At 68.7% G+C, this 23,755-nt stretch carries 18 protein-coding genes; 9 read left to right on the top strand and 9 right to left on the bottom strand.

Annotated features, from left to right (window positions below):
• The first annotated feature begins 6 nt into the window (after nucleotides 1–6).
• From tauD to WFQ67_RS15345, 3 genes are all read left to right on the top strand, one after another.
• The gene (tauD, locus tag WFQ67_RS15355; protein WP_337057393.1) at nucleotides 7–840 is read left to right on the top strand and encodes a taurine dioxygenase; all 834 of its coding nucleotides are present in this window, start codon (nucleotides 7–9) and stop codon (nucleotides 838–840) included.
• Between the two features lie 264 nt (nucleotides 841–1,104).
• Nucleotides 1,105–3,150 (top strand): OPT family oligopeptide transporter, encoded by a 2,046-nt coding sequence (locus WFQ67_RS15350; protein ID WP_337057391.1) that lies wholly within the window; start codon nucleotides 1,105–1,107, stop codon nucleotides 3,148–3,150.
• 114 nt (nucleotides 3,151–3,264) lie between these two features.
• A complete protein-coding gene (locus WFQ67_RS15345; RefSeq protein WP_173176811.1) occupies nucleotides 3,265–3,669 on the top strand; it encodes a hypothetical protein in 405 nt (134 codons plus the stop codon).
• A 384-nt stretch (nucleotides 3,670–4,053) separates the two neighbouring features.
• On the opposite strand, the gene WFQ67_RS15340 is transcribed toward WFQ67_RS15345, so the two are convergent.
• The 8 genes from WFQ67_RS15340 to WFQ67_RS15305 form a co-directional block, all read right to left on the bottom strand.
• Nucleotides 4,054–4,344, bottom strand: a complete 291-nt coding sequence (locus tag WFQ67_RS15340) for a DUF971 domain-containing protein (RefSeq protein WP_213627115.1) — start codon at nucleotides 4,342–4,344, stop codon at nucleotides 4,054–4,056.
• Nucleotides 4,344–5,309 (bottom strand): HEAT repeat domain-containing protein, encoded by a 966-nt coding sequence (locus WFQ67_RS15335; protein WP_213627117.1) that lies wholly within the window; start codon nucleotides 5,307–5,309, stop codon nucleotides 4,344–4,346. Before WFQ67_RS15335 ends, WFQ67_RS15340 begins: the two co-directional genes overlap by 1 nt.
• Entirely contained in the window at nucleotides 5,306–6,160 is an 855-nt protein-coding gene (locus tag WFQ67_RS15330) for an ABC transporter ATP-binding protein (RefSeq protein WP_213627118.1), read from the bottom strand. Before WFQ67_RS15330 ends, WFQ67_RS15335 begins: the two co-directional genes overlap by 4 nt.
• A complete protein-coding gene (locus WFQ67_RS15325; RefSeq protein ID WP_213627120.1) occupies nucleotides 6,160–6,939 on the bottom strand; it encodes an ABC transporter permease in 780 nt (259 codons plus the stop codon). Before WFQ67_RS15325 ends, WFQ67_RS15330 begins: the two co-directional genes overlap by 1 nt.
• 72 nt (nucleotides 6,940–7,011) lie before the next feature.
• Nucleotides 7,012–8,421: an ABC transporter substrate-binding protein gene (locus WFQ67_RS15320; RefSeq protein WP_213627122.1), complete on the bottom strand. Its 1,410-nt coding sequence runs from the start codon at nucleotides 8,419–8,421 to the stop codon at nucleotides 7,012–7,014.
• A gap of 131 nt (nucleotides 8,422–8,552) precedes the next feature.
• Nucleotides 8,553–8,798 (bottom strand): 4Fe-4S dicluster domain-containing protein, encoded by a 246-nt coding sequence (locus WFQ67_RS15315; RefSeq protein WP_173176824.1) that lies wholly within the window; start codon nucleotides 8,796–8,798, stop codon nucleotides 8,553–8,555.
• A 125-nt stretch (nucleotides 8,799–8,923) separates the two neighbouring features.
• The gene (locus WFQ67_RS15310) at nucleotides 8,924–10,648 is read right to left on the bottom strand and encodes a fumarate reductase/succinate dehydrogenase flavoprotein subunit (RefSeq protein ID WP_337057390.1); all 1,725 of its coding nucleotides are present in this window, start codon (nucleotides 10,646–10,648) and stop codon (nucleotides 8,924–8,926) included.
• Nucleotides 10,645–11,394, bottom strand: a complete 750-nt coding sequence (locus WFQ67_RS15305; protein ID WP_173176828.1) for a GntR family transcriptional regulator — start codon at nucleotides 11,392–11,394, stop codon at nucleotides 10,645–10,647. Before WFQ67_RS15305 ends, WFQ67_RS15310 begins: the two co-directional genes overlap by 4 nt.
• Before the next feature lie 229 nt (nucleotides 11,395–11,623).
• Between WFQ67_RS15305 and WFQ67_RS15300 the strand changes: the two genes are divergently transcribed.
• Nucleotides 11,624–14,065, top strand: coding sequence for a TonB-dependent siderophore receptor (locus WFQ67_RS15300; RefSeq protein WP_442969592.1), 2,442 nt, complete (start codon nucleotides 11,624–11,626; stop codon nucleotides 14,063–14,065).
• A 252-nt stretch (nucleotides 14,066–14,317) separates the two neighbouring features.
• Here WFQ67_RS15300 and WFQ67_RS15295 read toward each other — a convergent pair whose 3' ends face one another.
• Nucleotides 14,318–15,271 (bottom strand): LysR family transcriptional regulator, encoded by a 954-nt coding sequence (locus WFQ67_RS15295; RefSeq protein ID WP_337057389.1) that lies wholly within the window; start codon nucleotides 15,269–15,271, stop codon nucleotides 14,318–14,320.
• A gap of 204 nt (nucleotides 15,272–15,475) precedes the next feature.
• On the opposite strand from WFQ67_RS15295, the gene WFQ67_RS15290 reads away from it, so the two are divergent.
• The 5 genes from WFQ67_RS15290 (at nucleotide 15,476) to WFQ67_RS15270 (ending at nucleotide 23,755) form a co-directional block, all read left to right on the top strand.
• Complete coding sequence (locus WFQ67_RS15290; RefSeq protein ID WP_442969595.1) at nucleotides 15,476–17,836, top strand: TonB-dependent receptor; 2,361 nt, start codon at nucleotides 15,476–15,478, stop codon at nucleotides 17,834–17,836.
• A gap of 43 nt (nucleotides 17,837–17,879) precedes the next feature.
• A complete protein-coding gene (locus WFQ67_RS15285; protein WP_337057387.1) occupies nucleotides 17,880–19,214 on the top strand; it encodes an aryl-sulfate sulfotransferase in 1,335 nt (444 codons plus the stop codon).
• A gap of 68 nt (nucleotides 19,215–19,282) precedes the next feature.
• The gene (locus WFQ67_RS15280) at nucleotides 19,283–20,998 is read left to right on the top strand and encodes an aryl-sulfate sulfotransferase (protein ID WP_337057386.1); all 1,716 of its coding nucleotides are present in this window, start codon (nucleotides 19,283–19,285) and stop codon (nucleotides 20,996–20,998) included.
• 244 nt (nucleotides 20,999–21,242) lie between these two features.
• Entirely contained in the window at nucleotides 21,243–22,907 is a 1,665-nt protein-coding gene (gene mdcA / locus WFQ67_RS15275) for a malonate decarboxylase subunit alpha (RefSeq protein ID WP_337057385.1), read from the top strand.
• A complete protein-coding gene (locus WFQ67_RS15270) occupies nucleotides 22,907–23,755 on the top strand; it encodes a triphosphoribosyl-dephospho-CoA synthase (protein ID WP_213627131.1) in 849 nt (282 codons plus the stop codon). Before mdcA ends, WFQ67_RS15270 begins: the two co-directional genes overlap by 1 nt.

Genomic DNA, 23,755 nt, shown 5'->3' with positions numbered 1-23,755 from the left:
CCCGTCATGCCCCTGCACATCACCCCCCTCAGCCCCGCCCTCGGCGCCCTCGTCGGCGGCGTCGACCTGCGCGAGCCGCTGAGCACCGAACACCGCGATGGCATCGAGGCCGCCCTGCTCCAGCACCAGGTGCTGTTCTTCCGCGCCCAGCCCCTGGAGCCCACTCAGCAGGCACGCTTCGCCGCCCAGTTCGGCGACCTGCACATCCACCCCATCTACCCCAACATCCCCGAGCAGCCGGAAGTGCTGGTGCTCGACACCGCCGTCACCGACGTGCGCGACAACGCCCTCTGGCACACCGACGTAACCTTCATGGAAACCCCGGCCCTGGGCGCCGTGCTCAGCGCCAAGCTGCTGCCGCCGGTGGGGGGCGACACCCTCTGGGCCAGCAGCAGCGCCGCCTTCGAAGCGCTGTCGGCGCCGCTGCAGCGGATGCTCGAAGGCCTCACCGCCACCCACGACCTGGCCCGCTCCTTCCCCGAGGAGCGCTTCAGCCTGACGGCGGAGGAACGCGAGAAGCTGGAAGCGGCCAAGCGCAAGCACCCGCCGGTGAGCCACCCGGTGGTGCGCACCCACCCGGTCACCGGGCGCAAGGGGCTGTTCGTCAGCGAAGGCTTCACCACCCGCATAAACGAGCTGTCGGCGGCGGAAAGCGACGCCCTGCTGCGCTTCCTCTTCGCCCACGCCACCCGCCCGGAGTTCACCCTGCGCTGGCGCTGGCAGGAGAACGACGTGGCCTTCTGGGACAACCGCATCACCCAGCACTTCGCCGTCGACGACTACCGCCCCGCCCGCCGCGTGATGCATCGCGCCACCATCCTCGGCGACAAGCCGTTCTAAGGGGCTCCCGCCCACCGTCTGTGGGAGCGAATTCATTCGCGAAGCAGCCTGCAAGGCTGCCCTTGGCAACACCGGGGAGCGCTTCGCGCTCCTTTCGCGAATGAATTCGCTCCTACGAGTCGCCCCTGCATGTTTCGGCACCCAGCCGCACCATGGCCGATCCCTGCACGTTCACGTCCGTTCCCTGCAACCAAAGGCCGCACCCGCTGGTCTAGGCTTTCCCCTGTCGGCAGAATGCGCGCCGGCATACCCCTGGAGAGCCCCATGACGGACCGCATCCCCGACCACCTCGACCTGCCCGAACTGACCCTGCGCGGGCTGGTCCTCGGCGCGCTGATCACCCTGGTGTTCACCGCGTCCAACGTCTACCTCGGCCTCAAGGTCGGGCTGACCTTCGCCTCGTCGATCCCCGCCGCCGTGATCTCCATGGCGGTGCTGCGCTACTTCAAGGGCTCGAACATCCTCGAGAACAACATGGTGCAGACCCAGGCCTCGGCGGCCGGCACCCTGAGCTCGATCATCTTCATCCTCCCCGGCCTGCTGATGATCGGCTACTGGGCCGGCTTCCCCTTCTGGCAGACGGCTGCCATCTGCGCCATCGGCGGCATCCTCGGCGTGCTCTACACCATCCCCCTGCGCCGGGTGATGGTGGTGCAGAGCGAGCTGCCCTACCCCGAAGGCGTGGCGGCGGCGGAGATCCTCCGTGTCGGCAGCGGCGATGACGAGGGCGTCGACGGCCAGCCCACCGCCCGTGACAAGAACGAGCCCGGCCTGCGCGACATCCTCGGCGGCGGCCTGGTGGCCGCGGCCTTCAGCCTGTGCAGCAGCGGCTTCAAGGTGCTCGGCGAAGGCATCAGCGTCTGGGCCACCGCCGGGCAGGCCGCCTTCCGCTTCACCACCGGGTTCTCCTTCGCCCTGGTCGGCGCCGGGTACCTGATGGGCATCACCGCCGGCATCGCCATCCTCATCGGCGTGCTCATCTGCTGGGGGGTCGCGGTGCCGCTGCTCACCATCAACGCCACGCCCGCCGAGGGCCAGGCCATCAGCGACCTGGCCACCCAGATGTGGAGTTCCCAGGTGCGCTTCCTCGGCGCCGGCACCATCGGCATCGCCGCGCTCTGGACCCTGGCCACCCTGTTCAAGCCCATGGCCAAGGGCGTGTGGACCTCGCTGCAGGCCGTGCGCGGCAAGGCCGAGGCCAGCACCGCGCGCACCGAGCGCGACCTCTCGGCGCGGGCCATCCTGTCGCTGGCGGGCGTCCTGCTGCTGGCGCTGTTCACCGTGTTCGGCTTCTTCCTCCACGAGGCGGCGCCGGAACTCACCGGCCCGGGCTTCTGGGGCATGGTCGCCGGCTGCGTGCTGTTCGCCTTCTTCTTCGGCTTCCTGATCGCCGCCGCCTGCGGCTACATGGCCGGCCTGGTGGGCTCCTCCAGCAGCCCGATCTCCGGCATCGGCATCATCGCGGTGATCCTCGTCTCGCTGCTGATCCTCGGCATGGGCAGCCTGGAGACCGGCCTGCTGCAACTGGCCGGCGGCAAGGTGGCCATCGCCCTGGCGCTGTTCACCACCGCCGTGGTGCTGGCCATCGCCGCCATCTCCAACGACAACCTGCAGGACCTCAAGACCGGCTACCTGGTCGGCGCCACGCCCTGGCGCCAGCAGGTGGCGCTGATCGTCGGCTGCCTGGCGGGCGCCCTGGTGATCCCGCCGGTGCTCGACCTGCTCTACAACGCCTACGGCTTCGCCGGCGCCCTTCCCCGCGAAGGGATGGACCCGCAACAGGCCCTGGCCGCGCCCCAGGCCACCCTGCTCACGGCCATCGCCAGCGGCATTTTCAAGAACGCGCTGAACTGGAACATGATCCTCATCGGCGTGGTGCTCGGCGTCGCGCTGATCCTCATCGACATCATCCTGCGGCGTACCAGCAAGGCCAGCCTGCCGGTGCTCGCGGTGGGCCTGGGCATCTACCTGCCGCCCACCATCGGCATGACCCTGGTGGTCGGCGCCGTGCTCAGCCGGGTGATCGAGGGCCGCCTGCAGGCCCGCGCCCAGGCCGCCGGGGAAGACCCGGAACGCTACGCCGAGGTGCCGCGCCGCCGTGGGGTACTGCTCGCCTCGGGCCTGATCGTCGGCGAGAGCCTGATGGGCATCCTGCTCGCCGGGCTGATCGGCGGGACCGGCGAGGACGCCCCGCTGGCACTGGTCGAGGCGGGCTTCTCGGGCACCGCGCAGTGGCTCGGCCTGCTGGTCTTCGCCCTGGTGTGCGTAGGCTTCTGCCGTCATGTACTGGGGTCGCAACGCAGTTCCTGAAACGCGTGTGAACCCCTTGGCAAACCTGTTCGTTCCCCCCTTTTCCGGGGGGAACTGTCGCTATGCTGGCTGCCTAACTGGAGTGAGAGTCAACACAGACAGGGCCCGTCAGCCATGAGTGCAGCCATCTACATCGTTCCTGAAAAGCCCCTCGCGGGCATCGATGACTTCGTCAACGGCAAAGCCGTGGCCAGCGTGGACGAGGTCGAGCTCGACGAGCTGTGCAAACGGCTCAAGGTGAAGTCCCTCTGGGCCTTCGTCAGCCAGGACCCGGGCGACTTCGCCGACCTGCTAGAAGAAGGCGACGTGCCGGACCTCGGCGACAGCCTGCCCGACGAGCAGTGGTTCAACGCCGAGGACGGCCTCAAGACCGTGCGCGCCCTGCAGGGCCACCTGGTCACCGAGCCCCGCGCGCTGTCCAACTCCACCGACTTCCTCGAAGACCTCCAGGAGTACGAGTGGGTGCTCAACGCCCTCGCCGAACAGGAAATCCGCTGGCACTTCGCCGTGGATTTCTGAGCCCCGCCCCGCTTCCGTGGGCGGCCTGTAGGGGCGACTTCAGTCGCCAAAAGCTTCGCGAGCAGAGCTCGCTCCCACGGCACAGGTGCCAGGCCCGGCGCCTTTCTGTGGGAGCGAATTCATTCGCGATCCTGCGCATCGCCCTATCGCACAGAACGGTCCCGCAGGAGGGGCGGCCGTGTCCGGCAACAGCATGGGTTTCGCTTCGCTCGCGGAACGCCGCCCGACCCATCCTACGAACTGCACGGCGAACTGTAGGGGCGACTTCAGTCGCCAAGGACGGCGCAGCGGCCCCATGCCCGGGAGGGCAGACCTGCGGCCTGCTGGACGAATGAATTCGCCCCTACACCGATTCCCGCACCTTTCGGCTCCGTAGCCCGGGCTTCAGCCCGGGGATGCGCCCAGTTCCCGCAAGTAGTCCCAGGGATAGATCCCGCGCTCGTGCCCATCGCTGAACACCAGCTGCACGCCGTAGCCCTGCGGGTGGATGGCGGTGAGGCGCACCGCCTCGTCCACCAGCGGTATGGCGCCACGGATGCGCGCAGCCTTGCACTGCGAGCAGGGGCAGGCGCCGCGCAGGCGGGCGTGGCTGATGGCCTGGTGCGCGCCATCGTGCCATTCCAGGGTCAGCCGCCCTTCGCTGCGGGAATTGCGCAGGCCGGACGGGGCGTCCATCAGGCCGCCCCCTGCAGCTGGACCAAGGCGATGCGCACGGCCTTGCGCACCTCCGGATCGCCATCGGCTTCTGCCGCACGCAGGGCCGGCACGGCCCACGCGTCACCCAGCTCGCCCAGGGCCAGCGCAGCTTCCTTGCGCAGGTTGGCGATGCCGTGCACCAGCAGCCCGGCGAGCCCCGGTGCGGCCGGGCGGTGGCGCAGGCGGCCGAGGGCACGGGCGGCGCGCAGGCGCACCTGCCAGTAGCTGTCGTCCAGGGCGGCGAGCAGGGCCGGGCCGGCCTCGTCCAGGCCCACCTTGCCGAGGGTGGTGGCAGCCTCTTCGCGCACCTGCCAGGCCTCGTCGGCCAGGGCCGCGCGCAGGGCCGGCAGCACGCTGGCGTCGCTGGCCAGGCCCAGGGCGCCGGTGGCGGCGCGGCGCACTTCGGTGTCCGGGTCATCGCTGGCCAGGCGCGCCAGGGCCGGCAGCGCATCGCTGCGCTTGAGCCAGCCGAGGATGCCCACCGCCTCGCGGCGTACGCCAGCATCACCGTCCTCCAGGGCCTGCAATGCCGGCGTGGCGGCGGCGTCCAGGCGCAGCTCGCGCAGGGCGCGCAAGGCACTGGTGCGGACGAAAGCGTCGGCATGGCGCACCCAGGGCAGGATCAGCTCGCCCGCATCCAGGCTCTTCAGCTCGCTCAGGCTCTGCGCGGCGGCCAGGCGCACCGGCTCGGCGGGGTCCGCCAGGGCGGCGCAAAGCGCCTGCACCACATCGGGTTCCTCCCAGGCTTCCAGCAGGCGCGCGGCCTCGGCGCGCACCTCGGCGGCCGCGTCGGCCACCAGCGCGTCGGTGAGCCAGGGCAGGCCTTCGGGGTCTTCCAGGTCGGCCAGTTCGATCAGGGCGATGCGCCGCACGCCGGCATCGTCGGCGGCGAGACGCGGCAGCAGGTCGAGAATGTCGGGGTGGGTGGTTTCACGGTCGGTCATAGGGCGATTCGCAAGGGCGGGTGGTCGGTAGGCAGGCCGAGCGGGGTCAGGCGCGGCAGTTCGCGGCCTTCCTCGTGGCGCAGCAGTTCCAGGCAGTGGCGCTTGAGGTGGGTGAAGCCCGGGCTGGTCAGCAGGCTGGCGCGGCGCGGGCGCGGGAAGTCGAGGCGCAGGTCCTCGATGAAGCGGCCGGGGCGCGGGCTCATCACCAGGATGCGGTCGGCGAGGAACAGCGCTTCGTCGATGTCGTGGGTGACGAAGACCACGGTGGTGCGGATGCGCGTCCAGATATCCAGCAGCAGCTCCTGCATGCGCGAGCGGGTCTGCGCGTCGAGGGCGCCGAAGGGCTCGTCCATCAGCAGCAGGCGCGGGCGGTTGATCAGCACCCGGGCGATCTCGGCACGCTGCTGCATGCCGCCGGAGAGCTGCCCCGGCCAGCGCCCGGCGAAATCGGCGAGGCCGACCAGGCGCAGGAATTCGGCGGCCTGGCGGCGCCGCTCGTCCTTGCCGATGCCCTGCATCTTCAGGCCGAAGGCGACGTTGTCCAGCACGCTGCGCCAGGGCAGCAGGGTGTGGTGCTGGAACACCATGCCGCGCTCCGGCGAGGGCCCGCCCACGGCGCGGCCATCCACCTCCAGGGTGCCGGTGCGCGGCCGCAGGTGGCCGGCCAGGGCGCCGAGCAGGGTGGACTTGCCGCAGCCCGACGGGCCGAGGATGCAGACGAACTCGCCGGGGGCGATGGAAAAGTCCAGGGCCTGCACGGCATCGAAGGCCTGGGCCCCCTCGCCGAGGCGGATGGACAGTTGCCGCCCCTCGATGCGGCCGGGTTCGACGGCCTGCTCGAATGCGCTCATCAGGCGTTCCTCCCCGTGCGGTACCAGGGCGTGACCAGGCCGCCGAGGCGCTTCACCAGGCCGCTGCTGCCCATGCCCAGCAGGCCGATCAGCAGCATGCCGACGACGATGTCCGGGTAGTTCTGCAGGGTGTAGGACTCCCAGGTGTAGTAGCCGATGCCGAACTGCCCGGAAATCATCTCGGCGGTGACCAGACAGAACCACGAGGTGCCCATGCCGATGGCGAGGCCGGTGACGATGCTCGGCGCCGCGCCGGGCAGCACCACCTCGCGCAGGATGGCCAGGCGCCCGGCCCCGAGGCTGCGCGCCGAGGCCACCAGGCGCGGGTCGACGCCTTCGACGCCATGCACGGTGTTGAGCAGGATGGGGAACAGCGCGCCGGTGAAGGTGATGAACACCATCGACAGCTCCGCGGACGGGAACATCAGGATCGCCAGGGGGATCCAGGCCACCGCCGGGATCGGCCGCAGCACTTCCAGGGGCGGCAGCAGGCTGTACTCGGCCCAGCGCGAACGGCCGATGGCCAGGCCCAGCAACACACCCAGGACGGCGGCGGTCAGGTAGCCGGCGAACACCCGCGCCAGGCTGCTGGAGAGATGCGCCAGCAGCTTGCTGGAATGCACCAGCTGCCAGGCGGCCTCCAGCACCGCGCCCGGCGTGGGCACGTAGCTGAAGGTGATCAGCCCCAGGTCGAGCCGCGCCGTGGCCGCCAGCTGCCAGCACAGCAGGCAGGCGGCCAGGGAGGCGAGGCGCAGGGGCCAGCGGTAGAAGTGAGTCATGAGGTCCTCCTGTAGGTTGGCGCCAAGCGGAGCGCGGCCCAACATGGCCCTGCCCGGCACCCACCTACGTATTCAACGGCTGGCGACGGCCTGCTTCTGGTTGGCGCTGCTGAAGTCCAGCGCCGTGCCGCCGTTCTCCCGGGCGTAGCGCTCGGCCTGGTCCTTGAGCAGGAAGGCACTCAGCTCACCCTTGTCGTTGCGCACGAACCAGGCCTGGTTGGCCAGCAGCTTGATGCCGCTGTCGGCGGCCTGGGCGTAGATGGCGCGGATGTCCTTGCCCTCCTGTTCCAGCTGGGCCAGGGCCGCCAGCGCCGCTTCCGGCGAGGCGTAGTGGCGCACCTTGTCTTCGCCGCGCACCCAGATCTGCGCCAGGCGCCTGAAGTCGGTGATCGGCTGGCCGGTGGCGGCGTCCTTGGCCACCAGCGGCAGCGGGGCGTAGTTCTTCAGCGCCTTGTCGTAGTCCTGCCCGGCCGCCTGGAAGGCTGCGCGGATGAAGCGGTCGTCGATGAAGGTGCCGGTGTCCAGGCCGCGGTCGGTCTTCTTCAGCAGCTTGAGGGTGTCGATGGAGGTGGCCACCGCCTGGCGGTACTCCGGCTTCCAGGTCAGGTCGCGGGTCTGCAGGCCGAGGGGGCCGTGGAACAGGTAGTTCACCTCGGCCTCGATGCCGGCGACCTTCTCGATCAGCTCGCTGTACTTCTCCGGCTCGGCGGCCAGCAGGCGGTCGGCCTCCAGGCTGGCGCGCAGGTAGGCGGTGACCACTTCCGGGTACTTCTCGGCATAGGCGGCGTCCACCAGCGCGCCGTGGAAGGTCGGTGCCCCGGCCTGGGAGCCGTCGTAGATCTTCCGTGCGAAGCCACGGTTGGGGAACAGCTCGGCGAAGGGCACGAAATCGGCGTGGGCCTCGATGCGGTTGCTGCGCAGGGCGGAACCGGCGATCTCCGGCGGCTGGGCGATGATGCGCACGTCCTTCTCCGGGTCCCAGCCCTGGGCGGCGATGGCGCGCAGCAGCATGCCGTGGGCGGTGGAGGCGAAGGGCACGGAGATGGTCCTGCCCTTGAGTTCGGCGATGGACTGCACGCTCGAGGCAGCCGGCACCACGATGCCGTTGCCGCTGCCCCGGGTGCTGCCCGAGAGCACGCTGATGAACAGGCTGCGCTTGCCGGCATCGAGGTGGGCGACGCCGTTGAAGGAGCCGGGGAAATCGGCCATGGCGCCGAAATCCAGCTTGCCGGCGACCATCTCGTTGGTCAGCGGCGCGCCGCTGGTGAAGTTCTTCCACTCCACCTCGTAGTGGGCGTCCTGGTACTTGCCGTCATGGGGCAGGTACTTCTCCAGCAGGCCCAGCTCGCGGATCAGCAGGCCGCCGGTGGCGCAGTTGATGGTGGTGTCCTGGGTGCCGATGGCGATGCGGATGGTCTCGGCGGAGGCGGACGCGGTGGTGACGGCCAGCGCGAGGCCGGCGATGGTTGCACGTAGGCTCATGGTTCCCCTCGAATCATTGGTCGGGTCGTCGTCTCCGCCACATCGTCGGTGGTGGGAAACGAGGGGTCTTGCAGGCAAGGCGTCCGGCGGCGGGCCGGATGGCGGTCGTTGTTCTTCGATGGTGGAACCGGTCAACGCAGCAGGTAGGGAATCTCCACCTTCACCGCGCCGGTCGGGCAATCCTTCTCGCAGGGCATGCAGTACCAGCATTCGTCGAAGGCCATGTAGGCCTTCTGGGTCGCCGGGTTGATGGCCAGCAGGTCCATCGGGCAGACCTCGACGCACACGGTGCAGCCCTTGTGGGCGATGCACTTGTCCTCGTCGATCGTCACCGGCGCGCTGCTGCGGAAGAAGATTTCCTGGGGTTGAAAGGCCATGTCACGGGTCCTTGGAGCCTTGGGGCTCTCTGTGTTCTTGGATGTAGGGTGGGCTTCAGCCCACCGGGAAAGCCCTGCATGGCGCCATTGGTGGGCTGAAGCCCACCCTACGGTTCAGTGCCGGGTCAGGCGGCCTCGGTCTTCACCCGCAGGCGGTCGTAGGCGCTCTGTTCTTCCGCATCCAGGGCGATCAGGTAGGGCTCCACCGGCTTCTTGAAGCTGGTCATGGCGCCGTCATCGCCCTTCTTCAGGTGGCAGTGGCAGAACCACTCGGCGTCGTTGCGCTCGGGGTGGTCGACACGATGGTGGTACAGGCCCCAGCGGCTTTCCTCGCGGAACAGCGAGGCGCGGGCGGCCATCTCGGCGCAGTCGCGGATCACCGCCACTTCCATGGCGCGCATCAGCTCATGGGGGTTGTTGGCCTTCATATGCCCGAGGTCGCGCTCGATCTCGGCGAAGCGGGTCAGGCCGATCTCCATCTTCCTGGTCACCTTGGGCGGCTGCAGGTAGTCGTTGACCATGCGCCGCAGCTTGTACTCCACCTGGGCCGGCGGCAGCCCGTGCTCGCGGTGCAGCGGCGCGTAGACCCGCTCGCGCTCGCGCTCCACCTGGGCCGGGTCGACGGCGGCGAAGTCACGCCCGGCCACGTAGTCGGCCGCGTTGATGCCGGCGAACCAGCCGTAGGTGAAGGCGCCGAGCATGTAGTTGTGCGGCACGGCGGCCATGTCGCCGGCGGCGTAGAGGCCCTTCACCGAGGTCTCGGCCTTCTCGTTGACCCACACGCCCGAGGCGGAGTGGCCGGAGCAGAAGCCGATCTCGGAGATGTGCATCTCCACCATCTGCTGGCGGTAGTCGGTGCCCCGGCCGGCGTGGAACTGGCCACGGCTGGGGCGCTCGTTGCTGTGGAGGATCTCCTCGATGGTCTGGATGGTTTCCTCGGCCAGGTGGTCCAGCTTGAGGAACACCGGGCCGTTGCCGCCTTCGAGTTCCTGGTGGAACTCCCACATCATCTGCCCGCTCCAGTAGTCGCACTCGATGAAGCGCTCGCCCTTGTTGTTGGCGGTGTAGCCGCCCAGCGGGCCGGTGACGTAGGCACAGGCGGGGCCGTTGTAGTCCTTGATCAGCGGGTTGATCTGGAAGCACTCCAGGTTCGCCAGCTCCGCCCCGGCGTGGTAGGCCATGGCGTAGCCGTCGCCGGCGTTGGTGGGGTTCTCGTAGGTGCCCATCAGGTAGCCCGAGGACGGCAGGCCGAGGCGCCCGGCGGCGCCGCAGGCGAGGATCACCGCCTTGGCGCGGATCACCTGGAAGTCGCCGCTGCGGCAGTCGAAGCCGAGCACGCCGCAGGCGGCGCCCTCCTCGTCGAGCAGCACGCGGGTGGTGACCAGGCGGTTGGTGATGTTCACCCGCGCGCGCTTGAGCTGGCGGTAGAGCACCTTCTTGATGTCGTGGCCCTCGGGCATCGGCAGCACGTAGGCGCCCATGTGGTGGACCTTCTTCACCGCGTAGTCGCCGGTCTCGTCCTTCTCGAACTTCACGCCCCAGCGGTCCAGCTGCTCGATGGTCGCGAAGCTGTGGGTGGCATAGGCGTAGACGGCGGCCTGGTTGACGATGCCGTCGTTGGCCACGGTGATTTCCTTGGTGTACTGCTCGGGCGTCGCGTGGCCGGGGATGATGGCGTTGTTCAGCCCGTCCATGCCCATGCTGATGGCGCCGCTGCGCTTGACGTTGGCCTTGTCCACCAGCAGCACGCGCAGCTCGCGGTTCTTCTCCTTGGCCTTGATCGCGGCCATGGGCCCGGCGGTGCCGCCGCCGATGACGACGATGTCGTATTCCTGCTCCAGGGTGTTCATGCCGGTGCTCCCTTCTGGCGGTCGATGCGCAGGCGGTACTGGAAGGCATCGCCACGGTAGTAGAGGTGCTCGAAGTCCAGCGGCGCGCCGTCGGCGGTGTGGGTCAGGCGCTCGATGCGCATGATCGGCGAGCCCTCTTCCACCTCCAGCGCCTGGGTCAGGTCGCTGTCGGCGAGCACGGCGTCGATGGCGAGGTCGGCGTGGCCCAGGGGGATGCCGCAGTCGTTCTCGAGGATGAGGAAGATGTCGCGGGTGACCAGGTCGGCCTTCTCCAGCTTCTCGCCGACCGCCAGGGGCAGCCAGGTGAGTTCCAGGGACACCGGCTCGCGGTTGATCAGGCGCACGCGCTTGATCTCGATCACCGGGCTGCCCTCCTCCACCTGCAGTCGCTCGGCCACCAGTGCGCTGGCCGGCACCTGCTTGAAGCTGCGCAGGCGGTTGAGCACCTCGTAGCCCATCTGCGTCATGGACTCGGCCAGGCCCTGCAGGGTGGAGACGTTCTGGAAGGCCTTGGGCTTGGCGACGAAGGTGCCCTTGCCGTGGATCTTGAAGATCAGCCCTTCCTTCTGCAGGTCGCCCAGCGCCTGGCGCACGGTGATGCGGCTGACGTCGAAGGCCTTGCCCAGCTCCGCCTCCGAGGGCATGCGGCTGTGGGGCGGGTAGGTGCCATCGAGAATGCGCCCGCGCAGCAGCTCCTTGAGCTGGCTGTAGAGGGGCACCGGGGAGAGGGGAAGCAGTTCGGCCATGTCGTCGTTCGCTCGCGATCCTGACTTGTTATAACAAGTTATGGCGCGAGGATAGCGAGCATAAGCAGCGCTTCGGAAATACCGATATCGAATAAGGTTAGAAGCCGACCCACACCGGTTTGAAAATATTTTTCATTTCCAGGTGAGGTATCTGCCCACGACGTCCGTGTAGGAGGTGGAATGCGATTTATTCGCAAAGAAATCCATCAGCCAGGGGCAGGTCATACCCATGAAGTACAGGACATCGCGGTTGCAGGGTGGCGCGTTCAAGCGCCTCGGTCTGGTTTCGGCGCTGCTCGCCCTCGGCCCTGCCGGCGTGCTGCCGCAGGCCATGGCCGCCGATGCCGAGGCCCCCGCCACCGCGCTGGCCAGCGTGCACGAGTTCGCCATCGCCGCGCAGCCGCTGCCCCAGGCCCTGGCCGCCTTCACCCGGGCCACCGGACTGGCGCTGGTCTACACCGAGGACGCCGCCTACCAGGTCCAGGCCCCGGCGGTGAACGGCCGCATGAGTGCCGAGCAGGCTCTGGCACGACTGCTGGCGGGCAGCGGGCTGAGTTATGCACAGGTCAACGCCGGCACCCTGACCCTGGTGCCCCGCAGCGATGACGGCGCACTGAACCTCGACGCGGTGAACATCAACTCCCGCCAACTGGCCGACGGCAGCTACCAGCCTCCGCCCACCACGCGCCTGATGCGCTCGGAAACCCCGCTGCTGGACATTCCCCAGGCGGTGGCCGTGGTGCCCCAGCAGGCGCTGCTCGACCAGCAGCCGCAGAACCTCGACGACGCCCTGGCCAACGTCAGTGGCATCACCCAGGCCAACACCCTCGGCAGCACCCTGGACGCGGTGATGAAGCGCGGCTTCGGCGACAACCGCGACGGCTCGATCCTGCGCGACGGCATGCGCACCATCCAGGGCCGCAACTTCACGGCCACCGCCGGGCGCGTGGAAGTGCTCAAGGGCCCGTCCTCGATGCTCTACGGCATCCTCGACCCGGGCGGGGTGATCAACGTCATCAGCAAGAAACCGCAGCTGCAGGCCTACCGCGCCATCACCGGCCGCGCCTCCACCTATGGCGACGGCAAGGACGGCAGCGGCGGCACCCTCGACGTGACCGGCCCCCTGGGGGATTCCGGCCTGGCCTACCGGGTGATCGCCGACTACGACGACGCCGACTACTGGCGCAACTTCGGCCACAGCCGCGACAAGACCTTCGCCCCCTCCTTCGCCTGGTACGGCGAAGACACCACGGTGAACCTCAGCTTCGAGCACCGCGAGTACTCGGTGCCCTTCGACCGCGGCACCCTCTTCGTGGGTGGCAAGCCGCTGAACATCCCGGTAGAGCGCCGCCTGGACGAGCCCTACAACGTCACCGAGGGCCGCTCGGACCTGACCATCTTCGACCTCTCACACCAGCTCAGCGAAGATTGGAAGGCCCACTTCGCCTACAGCTACAACCGCGACACCTACGACGACTACCAGGCGCGGGTGACCAGCGTGAATACCACGACCGGAACGGTCGGGCGCCGCCTGGACGGTACCCGTGGGGCTGTGAGCACCGAGCATTTCGCCACCTTCGACCTGGACGGCAAGGTGCAGCTTGGCGGCATGCAGCACGACCTGCTGATGGGCGTGGACCACGAGTACCGCAAGTTCTTCCGCGAGGACCTGATCCGCCAGACCACCACGCGCCGAGTCAGCTACACCAACCCGGTCTATGGCCTCGATCCGATTCCTACCACTGTGTCTGCAGATGACAGCGACCAGACCGATCGCGTGGTCACCCAGTCCGCTTTCTTCCAGGATTCGGTGCACCTCAACGACCAGTGGATCTTCATCGCCGGGGCCCGTTACCAGCTCTACGACCAGCTCGCCGGCCGGGGTCGTCCGTTCAAGAAGAACACCGATATCGATGGCCAGGTGTGGGTGCCCCGGGTCGGGCTGGTCTACAAGATGACCGACGAGCTGTCCCTCTATGGCAGTTACACCGAGTCGTTCAAGCCCAACTCCACCATCGCGCCGCTGACCAACAATGCCTCGATCAACACGGTGGAGCCGGAGGAGGGCAAGTCCTGGGAGATCGGCGCCAAGCTGGACATGCCCGGCCGCATCACCGGCACCCTGGCGCTGTTCGATATCGTCAAGGAGAACGTCCTGGTCACCCAGAACGTGACAGTCAATGGGCGGACCGACACCATCGCCAGCGCCGCCGGCGAAGTGCGCTCCCGTGGCGTGGAGCTGGACCTCACCGGCCAGGTCACCGACAACCTCAGCCTGATCGGCACCTTCGCCCTGCTCGACGCCGAAGTGACCAAGGACCCGAAGCTCAAGGGCAACGAACTGCAGAACGTCGCCAAGCACACCGGCTCGCTTTCTGCCGTCTATGACTTCGGGCCGCTGTTCGAGGGCGATCGCCTGCGCATGGGGGCCGGTGGTCGTTATGTCGGTTCCCGAGAAGGCGATGCGGAGAACACCTTCAACCTGCCGCACTACGTGGTCGCCGATGCCTTCGCCAGCTACGAAACCCCGCTGGGCGACAACCGTCTGAAGCTGCAGCTGAACGTGAAGAACATCTTCGACAAGACCTACTACAGCTCCTCGGTGAACCAGCTCAACGTCTCGGTCGGCGACCCGCGCCTGGTGCAGCTCTCCAGCACCCTGGAGTTCTGAGTACCGGTCCACTCCGCATGGTGGACCGGTGAAGCGGGGTCCACCCTGCATCTGGCATCGCTCCGTGCTCGGGGCATCACCCGTAGGGTGGACGTCGCTTTTTACGTCCACCAGCGGAGCCCTGCCTAACCCCGCAGGGTGGGCCGATGGAGCGAGGCCCAACGCATCGGTGCCGATCCCTTCGCGAATGAATTCGCTCCCACGGAAAAGCCGGAGCCGTGCGTAGGGTGGCGGCTTCGGGCGCGACTGCGGTCAGACGCCGAAACGATCGGTCTCCAGGCCCGCAAGCCCGGCGGGCGTGGCCTCGTCCGCTTCGGTGATGTGGCGGACCATGGCCTGGGCCAGGGGCGAGAGGCTGTAGCCGACGCGGCTGACCACGCCATAGCGGGTGTAGCACTCCTCCAGGTCGGCCGGCAGGTCCACCGGCTGCAACGCCACCAGGGCGCCGTCGCGGAGGAAGGGCGCGAGGTTGCTCTGGCCGGCGATGCCGATGGCGTCGGAGTTGAGCACCACGTTGAGCAGCGCGTAGCCGTGTTCGCATTCGACGTTGGGGGTGAAGTCCTGGCGGCCGCTGTAGTCCACCAGCACCTTGCGGATGTTCGGGGGGCGGAAGGTGGTGGCCAGCGGGTAGGTGAAGATGTCCGCCGTGCGCACCGCCTCCCGCTGCGCCAGCGGATGGCCGGCGCGGCAGCAGAAGTGCCACTTCTGCGGCTTGAGCTTGTGAACCCGGTAGTCGGGGTCCGCCTCGAAGCGGCGGGTGTCGGCGACGAAGAACTCGATCTCCTCGCTGACCAGGCGCCGGTTCAGGTCCTGCCAGGCGTCCACCTGGAATTGCACCCGCACCTGCGGGAATTCGCCGATGAAGCTTCCCACCGCGCGCGGGATCAGCTGCGCCGCCGGCGCCGGCCCGCTGCCGAAGCGCACCGTCCCCGACTGCAGGCCGTTGAACTGGCCGATCTCGTTGGCCAGGTTGTGCGCGCCGTGCACCAGGCGCCGCGCATGCTCCAGCACCAGCAGGCCCTGCCGGGTGGGGTGCAGCTCCTTGCTCGCGCGGTCCACCAGGCGGCAGCCGGCACTGTGTTCCAGGGCCTGGATGCTGCGGCTGAAGGCCGACTGCGAAAGGTTCACCGCCGCCGCGGCGGCGACGAAGCTGCGGTGTTCGGCGAGGGCCACGAAGTGGCGGAGCTGGCGCAGGTCGATATGCATTTTCTACATGAAAAGATTCGGTGGATTGCAATTGCCGCAGGCGGCCCCCGCTCCTTATAAAGGCAATCTCTTATTCCTCAAAAAACGAAATAAAACTATTGATATGCAATTGATGAATAAGTGATTCGCCACCGCGATTCGGTTCCGCCATACGGAAGTGCTCGCTCGGCTGACCCCCACAGGAGCATGTGCATGAATCGCGTCATCCCGCGCCGCCTCGCCATCGCGAACGGCCCTTCACCGTCCTTCAAACCGCTGGCGATCGCCGTGCTGCTGGCCGCCGCTGGCCTGGCCCAGGCCGAAACCGCCGGCGACGACGCCCCCGCGGCGACCGGCGCGCAGAAGCCCGCCGCCAGCGAGGAAAAGCGCCTCGGTACCGTCACCGTCAATGCCCGCCGCCGCGAGGAAAGCGCCCAGAGCGTGCCCACGCCCATCAGCGTGCTCGGCGCCGAGACCCTGGTGACCCAGCGCATCTACCGCGTGCAGGACCTGCAGCAACTGGTGCCCAGCACCAACGTCGCCTACGTCCACGCCCGCCAGTCGAGCATCTCCATCCGTGGCCTGGGCAACAACCCGGCCAGCGACGGCCTGGAAGGCAGCGTCGGCGTCTACCTGGACAACGTCTACCTGGGCCGCCCGGGGATGGCGGTGTTCGACCTGCTGGACGTGGAGCAGCTGGAGGTCCTGCGCGGTCCCCAGGGCACCCTGTTCGGCAAGAACACCACCGCCGGCGTGCTCAACATCACCTCGCGCAAACCCACCTTCACCACCGAGCGCAGCCTCCAGAGCTCGGTGGGCGAGGACGGCTACTGGCAGACCCAGGGCAGCGTCTCCGGCGGCCTCACCGAGACCCTCGCCGGGCGCCTGTCGGCCTACCGCACCGAAGACGACGGCTACGTGAAGAACCTCTACAACGGCGACGACCTCAACGGCGGCAAGCGCCAGGGCTTCCGTGGCCAGTTGCTGTTCGAGCCGAGCGAAACCTTCAACCTGCGCTGGATCGGCGAATACAACGAGGAGGATTCCAACAACGGCATCCTCAGCCTGTACAGCACCGGCCCCACCATCAACGGCGTCAACCGCTACGAGCAGCGCGCCGCCGCAGCCGGCGCCACACTCGTCTCGGGCAAGGACCGCAAGGTCAACTTCGACTCCGACCAGCAGGTGACGGTGTTCCAGGGCGGCACCTCGGTGGAGGCCAACTGGACCCTGCCCAACGACTTCACCCTCACCTCCATCAGCGCCTACCGCTGGTGGGACTTCACCCCGCGCAACGACGACGGCCTCAACGTCTCGGCAGCGATCAACGCCGGCGTCTCGGTGCGCGACAAGCAGTACTCCCAGGAAATCCGCCTGGCCTCGCCCAAGGGCGACGCCTTCGACTACGTGCTGGGCGCCTACTACTTCAAGCAGGACCTGGATAACCACGCCTTCACCTACTACGGGCCCCAGGCCGACATCTGGAACGGCACGCCCGCCGGCGCCCTGGCCAATGTCACCACCCTGGGCGACGGCCACATCGACACCGACAGCTACGCGCTGTTCGCCCAGGCCACCTGGCACCTCACCGAGCGCCTGGACTTCACCGCCGGCATCCGGGGCACCTACGAGGAGAAGGACGCCTGGGTCGAGCGCTTCGCCCCCACCGGCGGCGCGGCGGTCAGCGGTGCGGCGGCCACCGCGCGCCGGGGCCGGGTCGGGGCCTACGACTCGGGCGATCTCAGCCAGCACAGCTTCAGCCCCTCCGGCCTGCTCGCCCTGAGCTACCAGATCAACCCCGACCTGCTCGGCTATGCCTCGCTGTCCCACGGCGAGAAATCCGGCGGCATCAACCTCACCGTGGCCAGCGCCCCCACTGCCGGCGCCGACTCCCTGCTGGTGGGCACCGAGCGCGCCAACAACGCCGAGATCGGCTTCAAGAGCACGCTGCTGGACCGCACCCTGCTGCTCAACGCCAACCTGTTCTGGACCGAGGTCCACGGCTACCAGGCCAACGCCTACGACGAAGGCACGCGCACCTCCTACCTGACCAACGCCGGCTCGGTGCGCTCGCGCGGCCTGGAAGTGGAGACCACCTGGCAACCGGTGCGCGGCCTGACGCTCAACGCCAACGGCTCGTGGAATGACGTGCGCTACCTCGCCTACAAGGACGCGCCCTGCGCGCCGGAAGTGGGCTTCGCCCCAGGCGCGCCGGCCTCCTGCGACCTCTCCGGGCACCAGGTGGTGGGCGCCTCCAAGTACATCGCCAACCTCAACGGCGAGTACCGCTGGCAGCTGCAGGACCGCATCGAGCCCTACGTCACCGCCAGCTACGCCTTCCGCTCGAAAGCCGTCGGCACCATCGACGACTCCGAGTACGGCCAGATCCCCAGCTACGCGGTGGTCAACCTCTCCGGGGGCGTGCGCCTGGACCAGGGCGACAGCGTGCTCGACCTCTCCCTGTGGCTGAAGAACGCCGGTGACAAGACCTACTTCACCAGCCTGTGGAACTCCGCCAACGGCGGTTATGCCGGTGTCCTCGGAACGCCACGGACCCTCGGTGCCACCGCCCGCTACGACTTCTGAGTCAGCGGGGCTACGCGAGCCCCTTACCCACAAGGAAAGAAACATGAAATTCAACGCACTTGGCCTCGCCGCCGCCCTGGTCGCCGGCCAGGCCGCCGCGGCCCCCAGCGTCTACCCCACCGGGGTGACGATCTACGACCCGGCGCGGGCCTGGAACGGCTACGTGATCTTCAGCGCGCCGGACAAGCAGACCCGCCTCATCGACATGAACGGCAACGAGGTGCGGCGCTGGGAAAACGCCGGCTTCCCCGCCGCGCTGATCGACCCGGCGCTCAACGGCGGCAAGCGCGGCCACCTGTTCGTGCAGCTCGAAGAGGTGAAGGAGCCGAGCAAGCTGGCCTCCGCCGGCAACGGCCTGCGCAACAAGGTGGTGGGCGAGCTGGACTGGGACGGCAAGGTGGTCTGGCAATGGGGCGACAAGGCTCCGGGCGGCGCCGCCCAGCAGCACCATGACCAGCGCCGGCTGGCCAACGGCAACACCCTGGTGCTGGCCAACCGGCTGCACCCGGTGAAGGGCTTCGAGGTGCCCCAGGTGATCGACGACGTGATCTACGAGGTCACCCCCGCCGGCCAGGTGGCCTGGAGCTGGACCGCCTCCGAGCACCTGGAGGAGTTCGGCTTCACCGCCGAGCAGCTCAAGCTGGTGCGCGCCAGCAAGAACCCCGACGTGCTGCACATCAACAACCTCGGCCCGGTGGGCCCGAACAAATGGTTCGACGCCGGCGACCAGCGCTTCCACCCGGACAACCTGCTGCTCGACTCCCGCGAGGCCAACTTCATCGCCATCATCGACCGCCAGACCGGCAAGGTGGCCTGGCGCCTCGGGCCCAACCTGCCCAGGCTCAACCCCTACGCGCCGGCCCAGGTGCCGCGCCCGGTGGACCAGTTCTCCGGCCAGCACGATGCCCACATCATCCCCGCCGGCCTGCCCGGCGCCGGCAACCTGCTGGTGTTCGACAACCAGGGCGAGGCCGGCTACCCGCGCGTGCCGCTGAGCCTGCTGGGCGGCTCGCGGGTGCTGGAGATCGACCCGGTGAAGGGCGAGATCGTCTGGCAGTACAGCGCCGCCGACAGCGGCCAGCCGGGCTGGGCCTTCTTCAGCGCCTTCATCAGCAGCGCGCGGCGCCTGCCCAACGGCAACACCCTGATCGACGAGGGCAAGTTCGGCCGGGTGTTCCAGGTCACCGCCAAGGGCGAGATCGTCTGGGAATACGTCAGCCCCTACTTCGGCAAGGCGCCCCTGGGCAACGCCCGCAGCAACTGGCTCTACCGCGCGCTGCCGGTGCCCTACGACTGGGTCCCGGAAGGCACCCCGCGCTCCGAGCAGGCGGTCACCCCGCCGGCCCTGGACCAGTTCCGCGTCTCCACCCACCCCTGATCACCCCCGCCCCGTGGGAGCGAATCCGTTCGCGATCCGCTCCCGGGGCTTCTCGAAGGACACAGGCCATGAATGCCAAGACCGATACCCCCGAACTGCCCGAAGGCGCCTGCATCACCGCCCGCGTACCCACCCCCGACACCCGCCTGCTGGGCGACGTGGTGGTCAACCCCTACCAGCTGGCGCCGCTGACCGCCGTGATCCGCGATGGCGGGCGCGCCATCAGCGCCGCCCATGTCCGCGTGCTGGGCCGTGGCGAACGCGGCGTGACCCTGGCCTACGAGGTCTCCGACAGCGCGCTCTGGACCCACGGCGGCATCCCGGTGTTCGGCCTCTACCCCGACCACGTCAACCAGGTGGAGGTGACCTACAAGCTCGATGGCGAGCGCATCGTCGAGCATTACCAGGTGTACGCCCCGGCGGTGCGCCTGCCGGTGGTGGCCAGCCAGACCGCCGCGCTGCCGGAGGTGGAGCCGGTGAAGGTCGCGCCCGGCTTCGAGCAGCGCCTGTACCTGTTCAACCACCTGCTGGGCGAGATCCCCGGCGGCCGTGCCTTCAAGTGGAACGCCCTGGGCGGTGCCGCCGAATGGGACCAGGTGGGCAACAACTGGATCGCCGACAGCAATGGCGACGTGCGCTGGTACCTGGACATCGAACGCATCCACGACTCCAACCGCCGCGACGGCCTGGGCGGCACCATGGGCTTCCAGCAGACCCGCGACGGCAAGCTGATCTGGGGCCAGGGCCAGACCTACTCCAAGTACGACCTGCTGGGCCGGCGCATCTGGCAACGCAACCTGCCGGACAAGTTCGCCGACTTCTCCCACGAGATCCGCGAGACGCCCCACGGCACCTACCTGCTGCGGGTCGGCACCAGCGACTACCGCCGCCCCGACGGCAAGCGCGTGCGCTCCATCCGCGACCACATCATCGAGGTCAGCGAGGCCGGCGACGTGCTGGAGTTCTGGGACCTCAACCAGATCCTCGACCCCTATCGCGGCGAACTGCTGGAGACCCTCGGCAAGGCCGCCCTCCAGCTGCCCGCCGGCGTGGAGAAGCAGGATGACACCGCCGCCAACGAACTGCTCGAAGGCGACCTGCCCTTCGGCGACACCCCCGGCGTCGGCACCGGGCGCAACTGGGCCCACGTCAACGCCATCGACTACGACCCCAGCGACGACAGCCTCATCATCTCGGCCCGCCACCAGGGTGTGGTGAAGATCGGCCGCGACAAGCAGGTGAAGTGGATCCTCGCCTCGCCCAAGGGCTGGCCCGAGCGCCTGCGCGCCAAGGTGCTGACCCCGGTGGACGCCCAGGGCCACGCGCTGGCGGAGCAGGACGGCGTCTACGCCGAGGGCTTCGACTGGTCCTGGACCCAACACACCGCCTGGCTCAGCGGGCGCGGCACGCTGACCGTGTTCGACAACGGCTGGGGCCGAAACTTCGCCCCCACCCGGCTCGCCGGCAACTACAGCCGCGCGGTGGAGTACCGCATCGACGAAGCCCGGGGCACCGTCGAGCAGGTGTGGGAATACGGCAAGGAGCGCGGGGACGCGTGGTACAGCCCCATCACCTCGGTGGTGGAATACCGCGCCGACCGCGACACCCAGTTCATCTACTCCGCCTCGGTGGGCTACCTGACCCCGGAGAAGCTCACCACCAGCGTGCTCAACGAAGTGAAATACGGCACCCAGGAGGTGCAGGTGGAGCTCAGGGTCCACAGCCGCCAGCCCGGCAGCGTCGGCTACCGCGCCCTGGTGATCGACCTGGAAAGGGCGTTCTGACTGCCGGCCCAACACGGCGATCTCGAAGGCCTGCGTAGGGTGGACGTCGCTTTTCACGTCCACCAGCGGAGTCATGCCCAACTCCGCATGGTGGACCGGTGGAGCGGGGTCCACCCTACATCCGGCCCCCCACCGCAACAGATCGTTAACTTCGCCGTAACGATCCGCCGCCGGGCTTGATTGATGACCCACCGGTCGCGCTCCTAAGGTTCGCTCCACGACAGCGGAACCCGTGGAGCCTCCAATGACAACGACAATCTCCCCACCGCCGCAATGGTCGCGTCGGCGCGCGGAAAAGCAGCGTCGCCTCGACCAGGTGCGATCCCTCGCCGACGGCGTGGTGCTGCCCGGCGAGCGCATCGTCGCCGCGCTGGAGGCCCTGATCGCCCCCGGCGACCGGGTGGTGCTCGAAGGCAACAACCAGAAGCAGGCGGACTTCCTCTCCCGCTCCCTGGCCAAGGCCGACCCCGGGCGCCTGCACGACCTGCACATGATCATGCCCAGCGTCAGCCGCGCCGAGCACCTGGACCTGTTCGAGCGCGGCATCGCCCGCAAGCTCGACTTCTCCTTCGCCGGCCCGCAGAGCCTGCGCATCAGCCAGCTGCTGGAAGACGGCCTGCTGGAAGTCGGTGCCATCCACACCTACATCGAGCTGTATTCGCGCCTGCTGGTGGACCTGATCCCCAACGTCGCGCTGGTGGCCGGCTTCATGGCCGACCGCCACGGCAACATCTACACCGGCCCCAGCACCGAAGACACCCCGGCCCTGGTGGAACCCACGGCCTTCTCCGACGGCATCGTCATCGTCCAGGTCAACGAGCTGGTGGACGACGTCGGCGACCTGCCGCGCGTGGACATCCCCGCCTCCTGGGTGGACTTCGTGGTCGTAGCCGACAAGCCCTTCTACATCGAGCCGCTGTTCACCCGTGACCCGCGCCACATCAAGCCGGTGCACGTGCTGATGGCGATGATGGCGATCCGCGGCATCTACGAGCGGCACAAGGTCCAGTCCCTCAACCACGGCATCGGCTTCAACACCGCCGCCATCGAGCTGATCCTGCCCACCTACGGCGAGTCCCTGGGGCTGAAGGGCAAGATCTGCCGCAACTGGACGCTCAACCCGCACCCGACGCTGATCCCCGCCATCGAGACCGGCTGGGTGGAAAGCGTGCACTGCTTCGGCACCGAGCTGGGCATGGAGGGCTACATCGCCCAGCGCCCGGACGTGTTCTTCACCGGCCGCGACGGCTCGATGCGCTCCAACCGCATGATGTGCCAGCTGGCCGGGCAGTACGCGGTGGACCTGTTCATCGGCGCCACCCTGCAGGTGGACGGCGACGGCCATTCCTCCACCGTCACCCGGGGCCGCCTGGCCGGTTTCGGCGGCGCGCCGAACATGGGCCACGACCCGCGCGGCCGCCGCCACTCCACCCCCGCCTGGCTGGACATGCGCGCCGAACCCGAGGCCCTGCTGGCACGCGGCAAGAAGCTGGTGGTGCAGATGGTCGAGACCTTCCAGGAAGGCGGCAAACCCACCTTCGTCGAGACCCTCGACGCCGTCGACGTGGCCCGCAAGAGCGGCATGCCCCTGGCGCCGATCATGATCTACGGCGACGACGTCACCCACCTGCTCACCGAGGAAGGCATCGCCTACCTGTACAAGGCGCGTTCCGAAGAGGAACGCCGCGCCATGATCGCCGCCGTCGCCGGGGTCACCGCCATCGGCCTGCGCCATGACCCCAGAGACACCGAGCGCATGCGCCGCGAAGGGCTGATCGCCCTGCCCGAGGACCTTGGCATCCGCCGCACCGACGCCAGCCGCGAACTGCTCGCCGCCAAGAGCATCGCCGAGCTGGTGGAGTGGTCCGGCGGCCTCTACAACCCCCCGGCCAAGTTCAGGAGCTGGTGATGAACGCACTGATCGCACCCAGCACCAGGCTGCCCCTGGCCGAGTGGCTGGCGGACCAGGCCGTCGACGCGCTGATCGACGAGGCCGATCTCTCGCCCAAGCCGGCCCTGGTGGACCGGCGCGGCAGCGGCGCCCACACCGACCTGCACCTGGGCCTGATGCATGCTTCGGCGCTGGCGCTGTGGCCGGCCTTCAAGGCCATGGCCGAAGCCGCCATCGAACTCGGCACAGTCGGCCAGCCGCTGCGCGAGGCACTGGGCCGCATCGGCCGTGAAGGCGAGGCCGCCATGCTCGCCGTCACCGGTGGGGTGAACACTCATCGCGGCGCCATCTGGGCCCTCGGCCTGCTGGTGGCCGCCGCCGCACTGGAGCCGGGCAAGGCCGCGGCCGCCGCCCTCGCCACCCGCGCCGCACGCATCGCCCTGATCGACGACCGCGCCGCGCCACGGCAGGACAGCCACGGCAGCCATGTCGCCCAGCGCTATGGCGCCCGGGGCGCGCGTGAAGAAGCCCAGCTGGGCTTCCCCGGCGTGCTGCTCCACGGCCTGCCGCAGTTGCAGCGCAGCCGCGCCCAGGGCAGCGGCGAGCAGAACGCCCGCCTCGATGCGCTGCTGGCGATCATGGCCGAGCTGGAGGACACCTGCGTGCTCTGGCGCGCCGGCCCCGAGGGGCTCGACGCCATGCAGCAAGGCGCCCGCGCGGTGCTCGCTGCCGGGGGCTGCGCCAGCCTCGCCGGACGGCGCCGGCTGCGCGAACTGGAAACCCGTTTGCTGGGGCTCAATGCCTCGCCGGGCGGCGCGGCCGATCTGCTCGCCGCCTGTTTGTTCATCGACCGAGTCGGGAGCTGA

The organism is Pseudomonas sp. USHLN015 (genome assembly GCF_037153275.1).
Classification (GTDB): domain Bacteria; phylum Pseudomonadota; class Gammaproteobacteria; order Pseudomonadales; family Pseudomonadaceae; genus Metapseudomonas; species Metapseudomonas tohonis.
Note: the sequence above shows the minus strand (reverse complement) of the source record. Positions and strands in the feature narration are given on the sequence as shown.

Excerpts from the sequence above, each read along its gene's own strand:
- tauD (WP_337057393.1), top strand. The coding sequence starts at position 7 with ATGCCCCTGCACATCACCCCCCTCAGCCCCGCCCTCGGCGCCCTCGTC.
- WFQ67_RS15350 (WP_337057391.1), top strand. The coding sequence starts at position 1,105 with ATGACGGACCGCATCCCCGACCACCTCGACCTGCCCGAACTGACCCTG.
- WFQ67_RS15345 (WP_173176811.1), top strand. The coding sequence starts at position 3,265 with ATGAGTGCAGCCATCTACATCGTTCCTGAAAAGCCCCTCGCGGGCATC.
- WFQ67_RS15340 (WP_213627115.1), bottom strand. The coding sequence starts at position 4,344 with ATGGACGCCCCGTCCGGCCTGCGCAATTCCCGCAGCGAAGGGCGGCTG.
- WFQ67_RS15335 (WP_213627117.1), bottom strand. The coding sequence starts at position 5,309 with ATGACCGACCGTGAAACCACCCACCCCGACATTCTCGACCTGCTGCCG.
- WFQ67_RS15330 (WP_213627118.1), bottom strand. The coding sequence starts at position 6,160 with ATGAGCGCATTCGAGCAGGCCGTCGAACCCGGCCGCATCGAGGGGCGG.
- WFQ67_RS15325 (WP_213627120.1), bottom strand. The coding sequence starts at position 6,939 with ATGACTCACTTCTACCGCTGGCCCCTGCGCCTCGCCTCCCTGGCCGCC.
- WFQ67_RS15320 (WP_213627122.1), bottom strand. The coding sequence starts at position 8,421 with ATGAGCCTACGTGCAACCATCGCCGGCCTCGCGCTGGCCGTCACCACC.
- WFQ67_RS15315 (WP_173176824.1), bottom strand. The coding sequence starts at position 8,798 with ATGGCCTTTCAACCCCAGGAAATCTTCTTCCGCAGCAGCGCGCCGGTG.
- WFQ67_RS15310 (WP_337057390.1), bottom strand. The coding sequence starts at position 10,648 with ATGAACACCCTGGAGCAGGAATACGACATCGTCGTCATCGGCGGCGGC.
- WFQ67_RS15305 (WP_173176828.1), bottom strand. The coding sequence starts at position 11,394 with ATGGCCGAACTGCTTCCCCTCTCCCCGGTGCCCCTCTACAGCCAGCTC.
- WFQ67_RS15300 (WP_442969592.1), top strand. The coding sequence starts at position 11,624 with ATGAAGTACAGGACATCGCGGTTGCAGGGTGGCGCGTTCAAGCGCCTC.
- WFQ67_RS15295 (WP_337057389.1), bottom strand. The coding sequence starts at position 15,271 with ATGCATATCGACCTGCGCCAGCTCCGCCACTTCGTGGCCCTCGCCGAA.
- WFQ67_RS15285 (WP_337057387.1), top strand. The coding sequence starts at position 17,880 with ATGAAATTCAACGCACTTGGCCTCGCCGCCGCCCTGGTCGCCGGCCAG.
- WFQ67_RS15280 (WP_337057386.1), top strand. The coding sequence starts at position 19,283 with ATGAATGCCAAGACCGATACCCCCGAACTGCCCGAAGGCGCCTGCATC.
- mdcA (WP_337057385.1), top strand. The coding sequence starts at position 21,243 with ATGACAACGACAATCTCCCCACCGCCGCAATGGTCGCGTCGGCGCGCG.
- WFQ67_RS15270 (WP_213627131.1), top strand. The coding sequence starts at position 22,907 with ATGAACGCACTGATCGCACCCAGCACCAGGCTGCCCCTGGCCGAGTGG.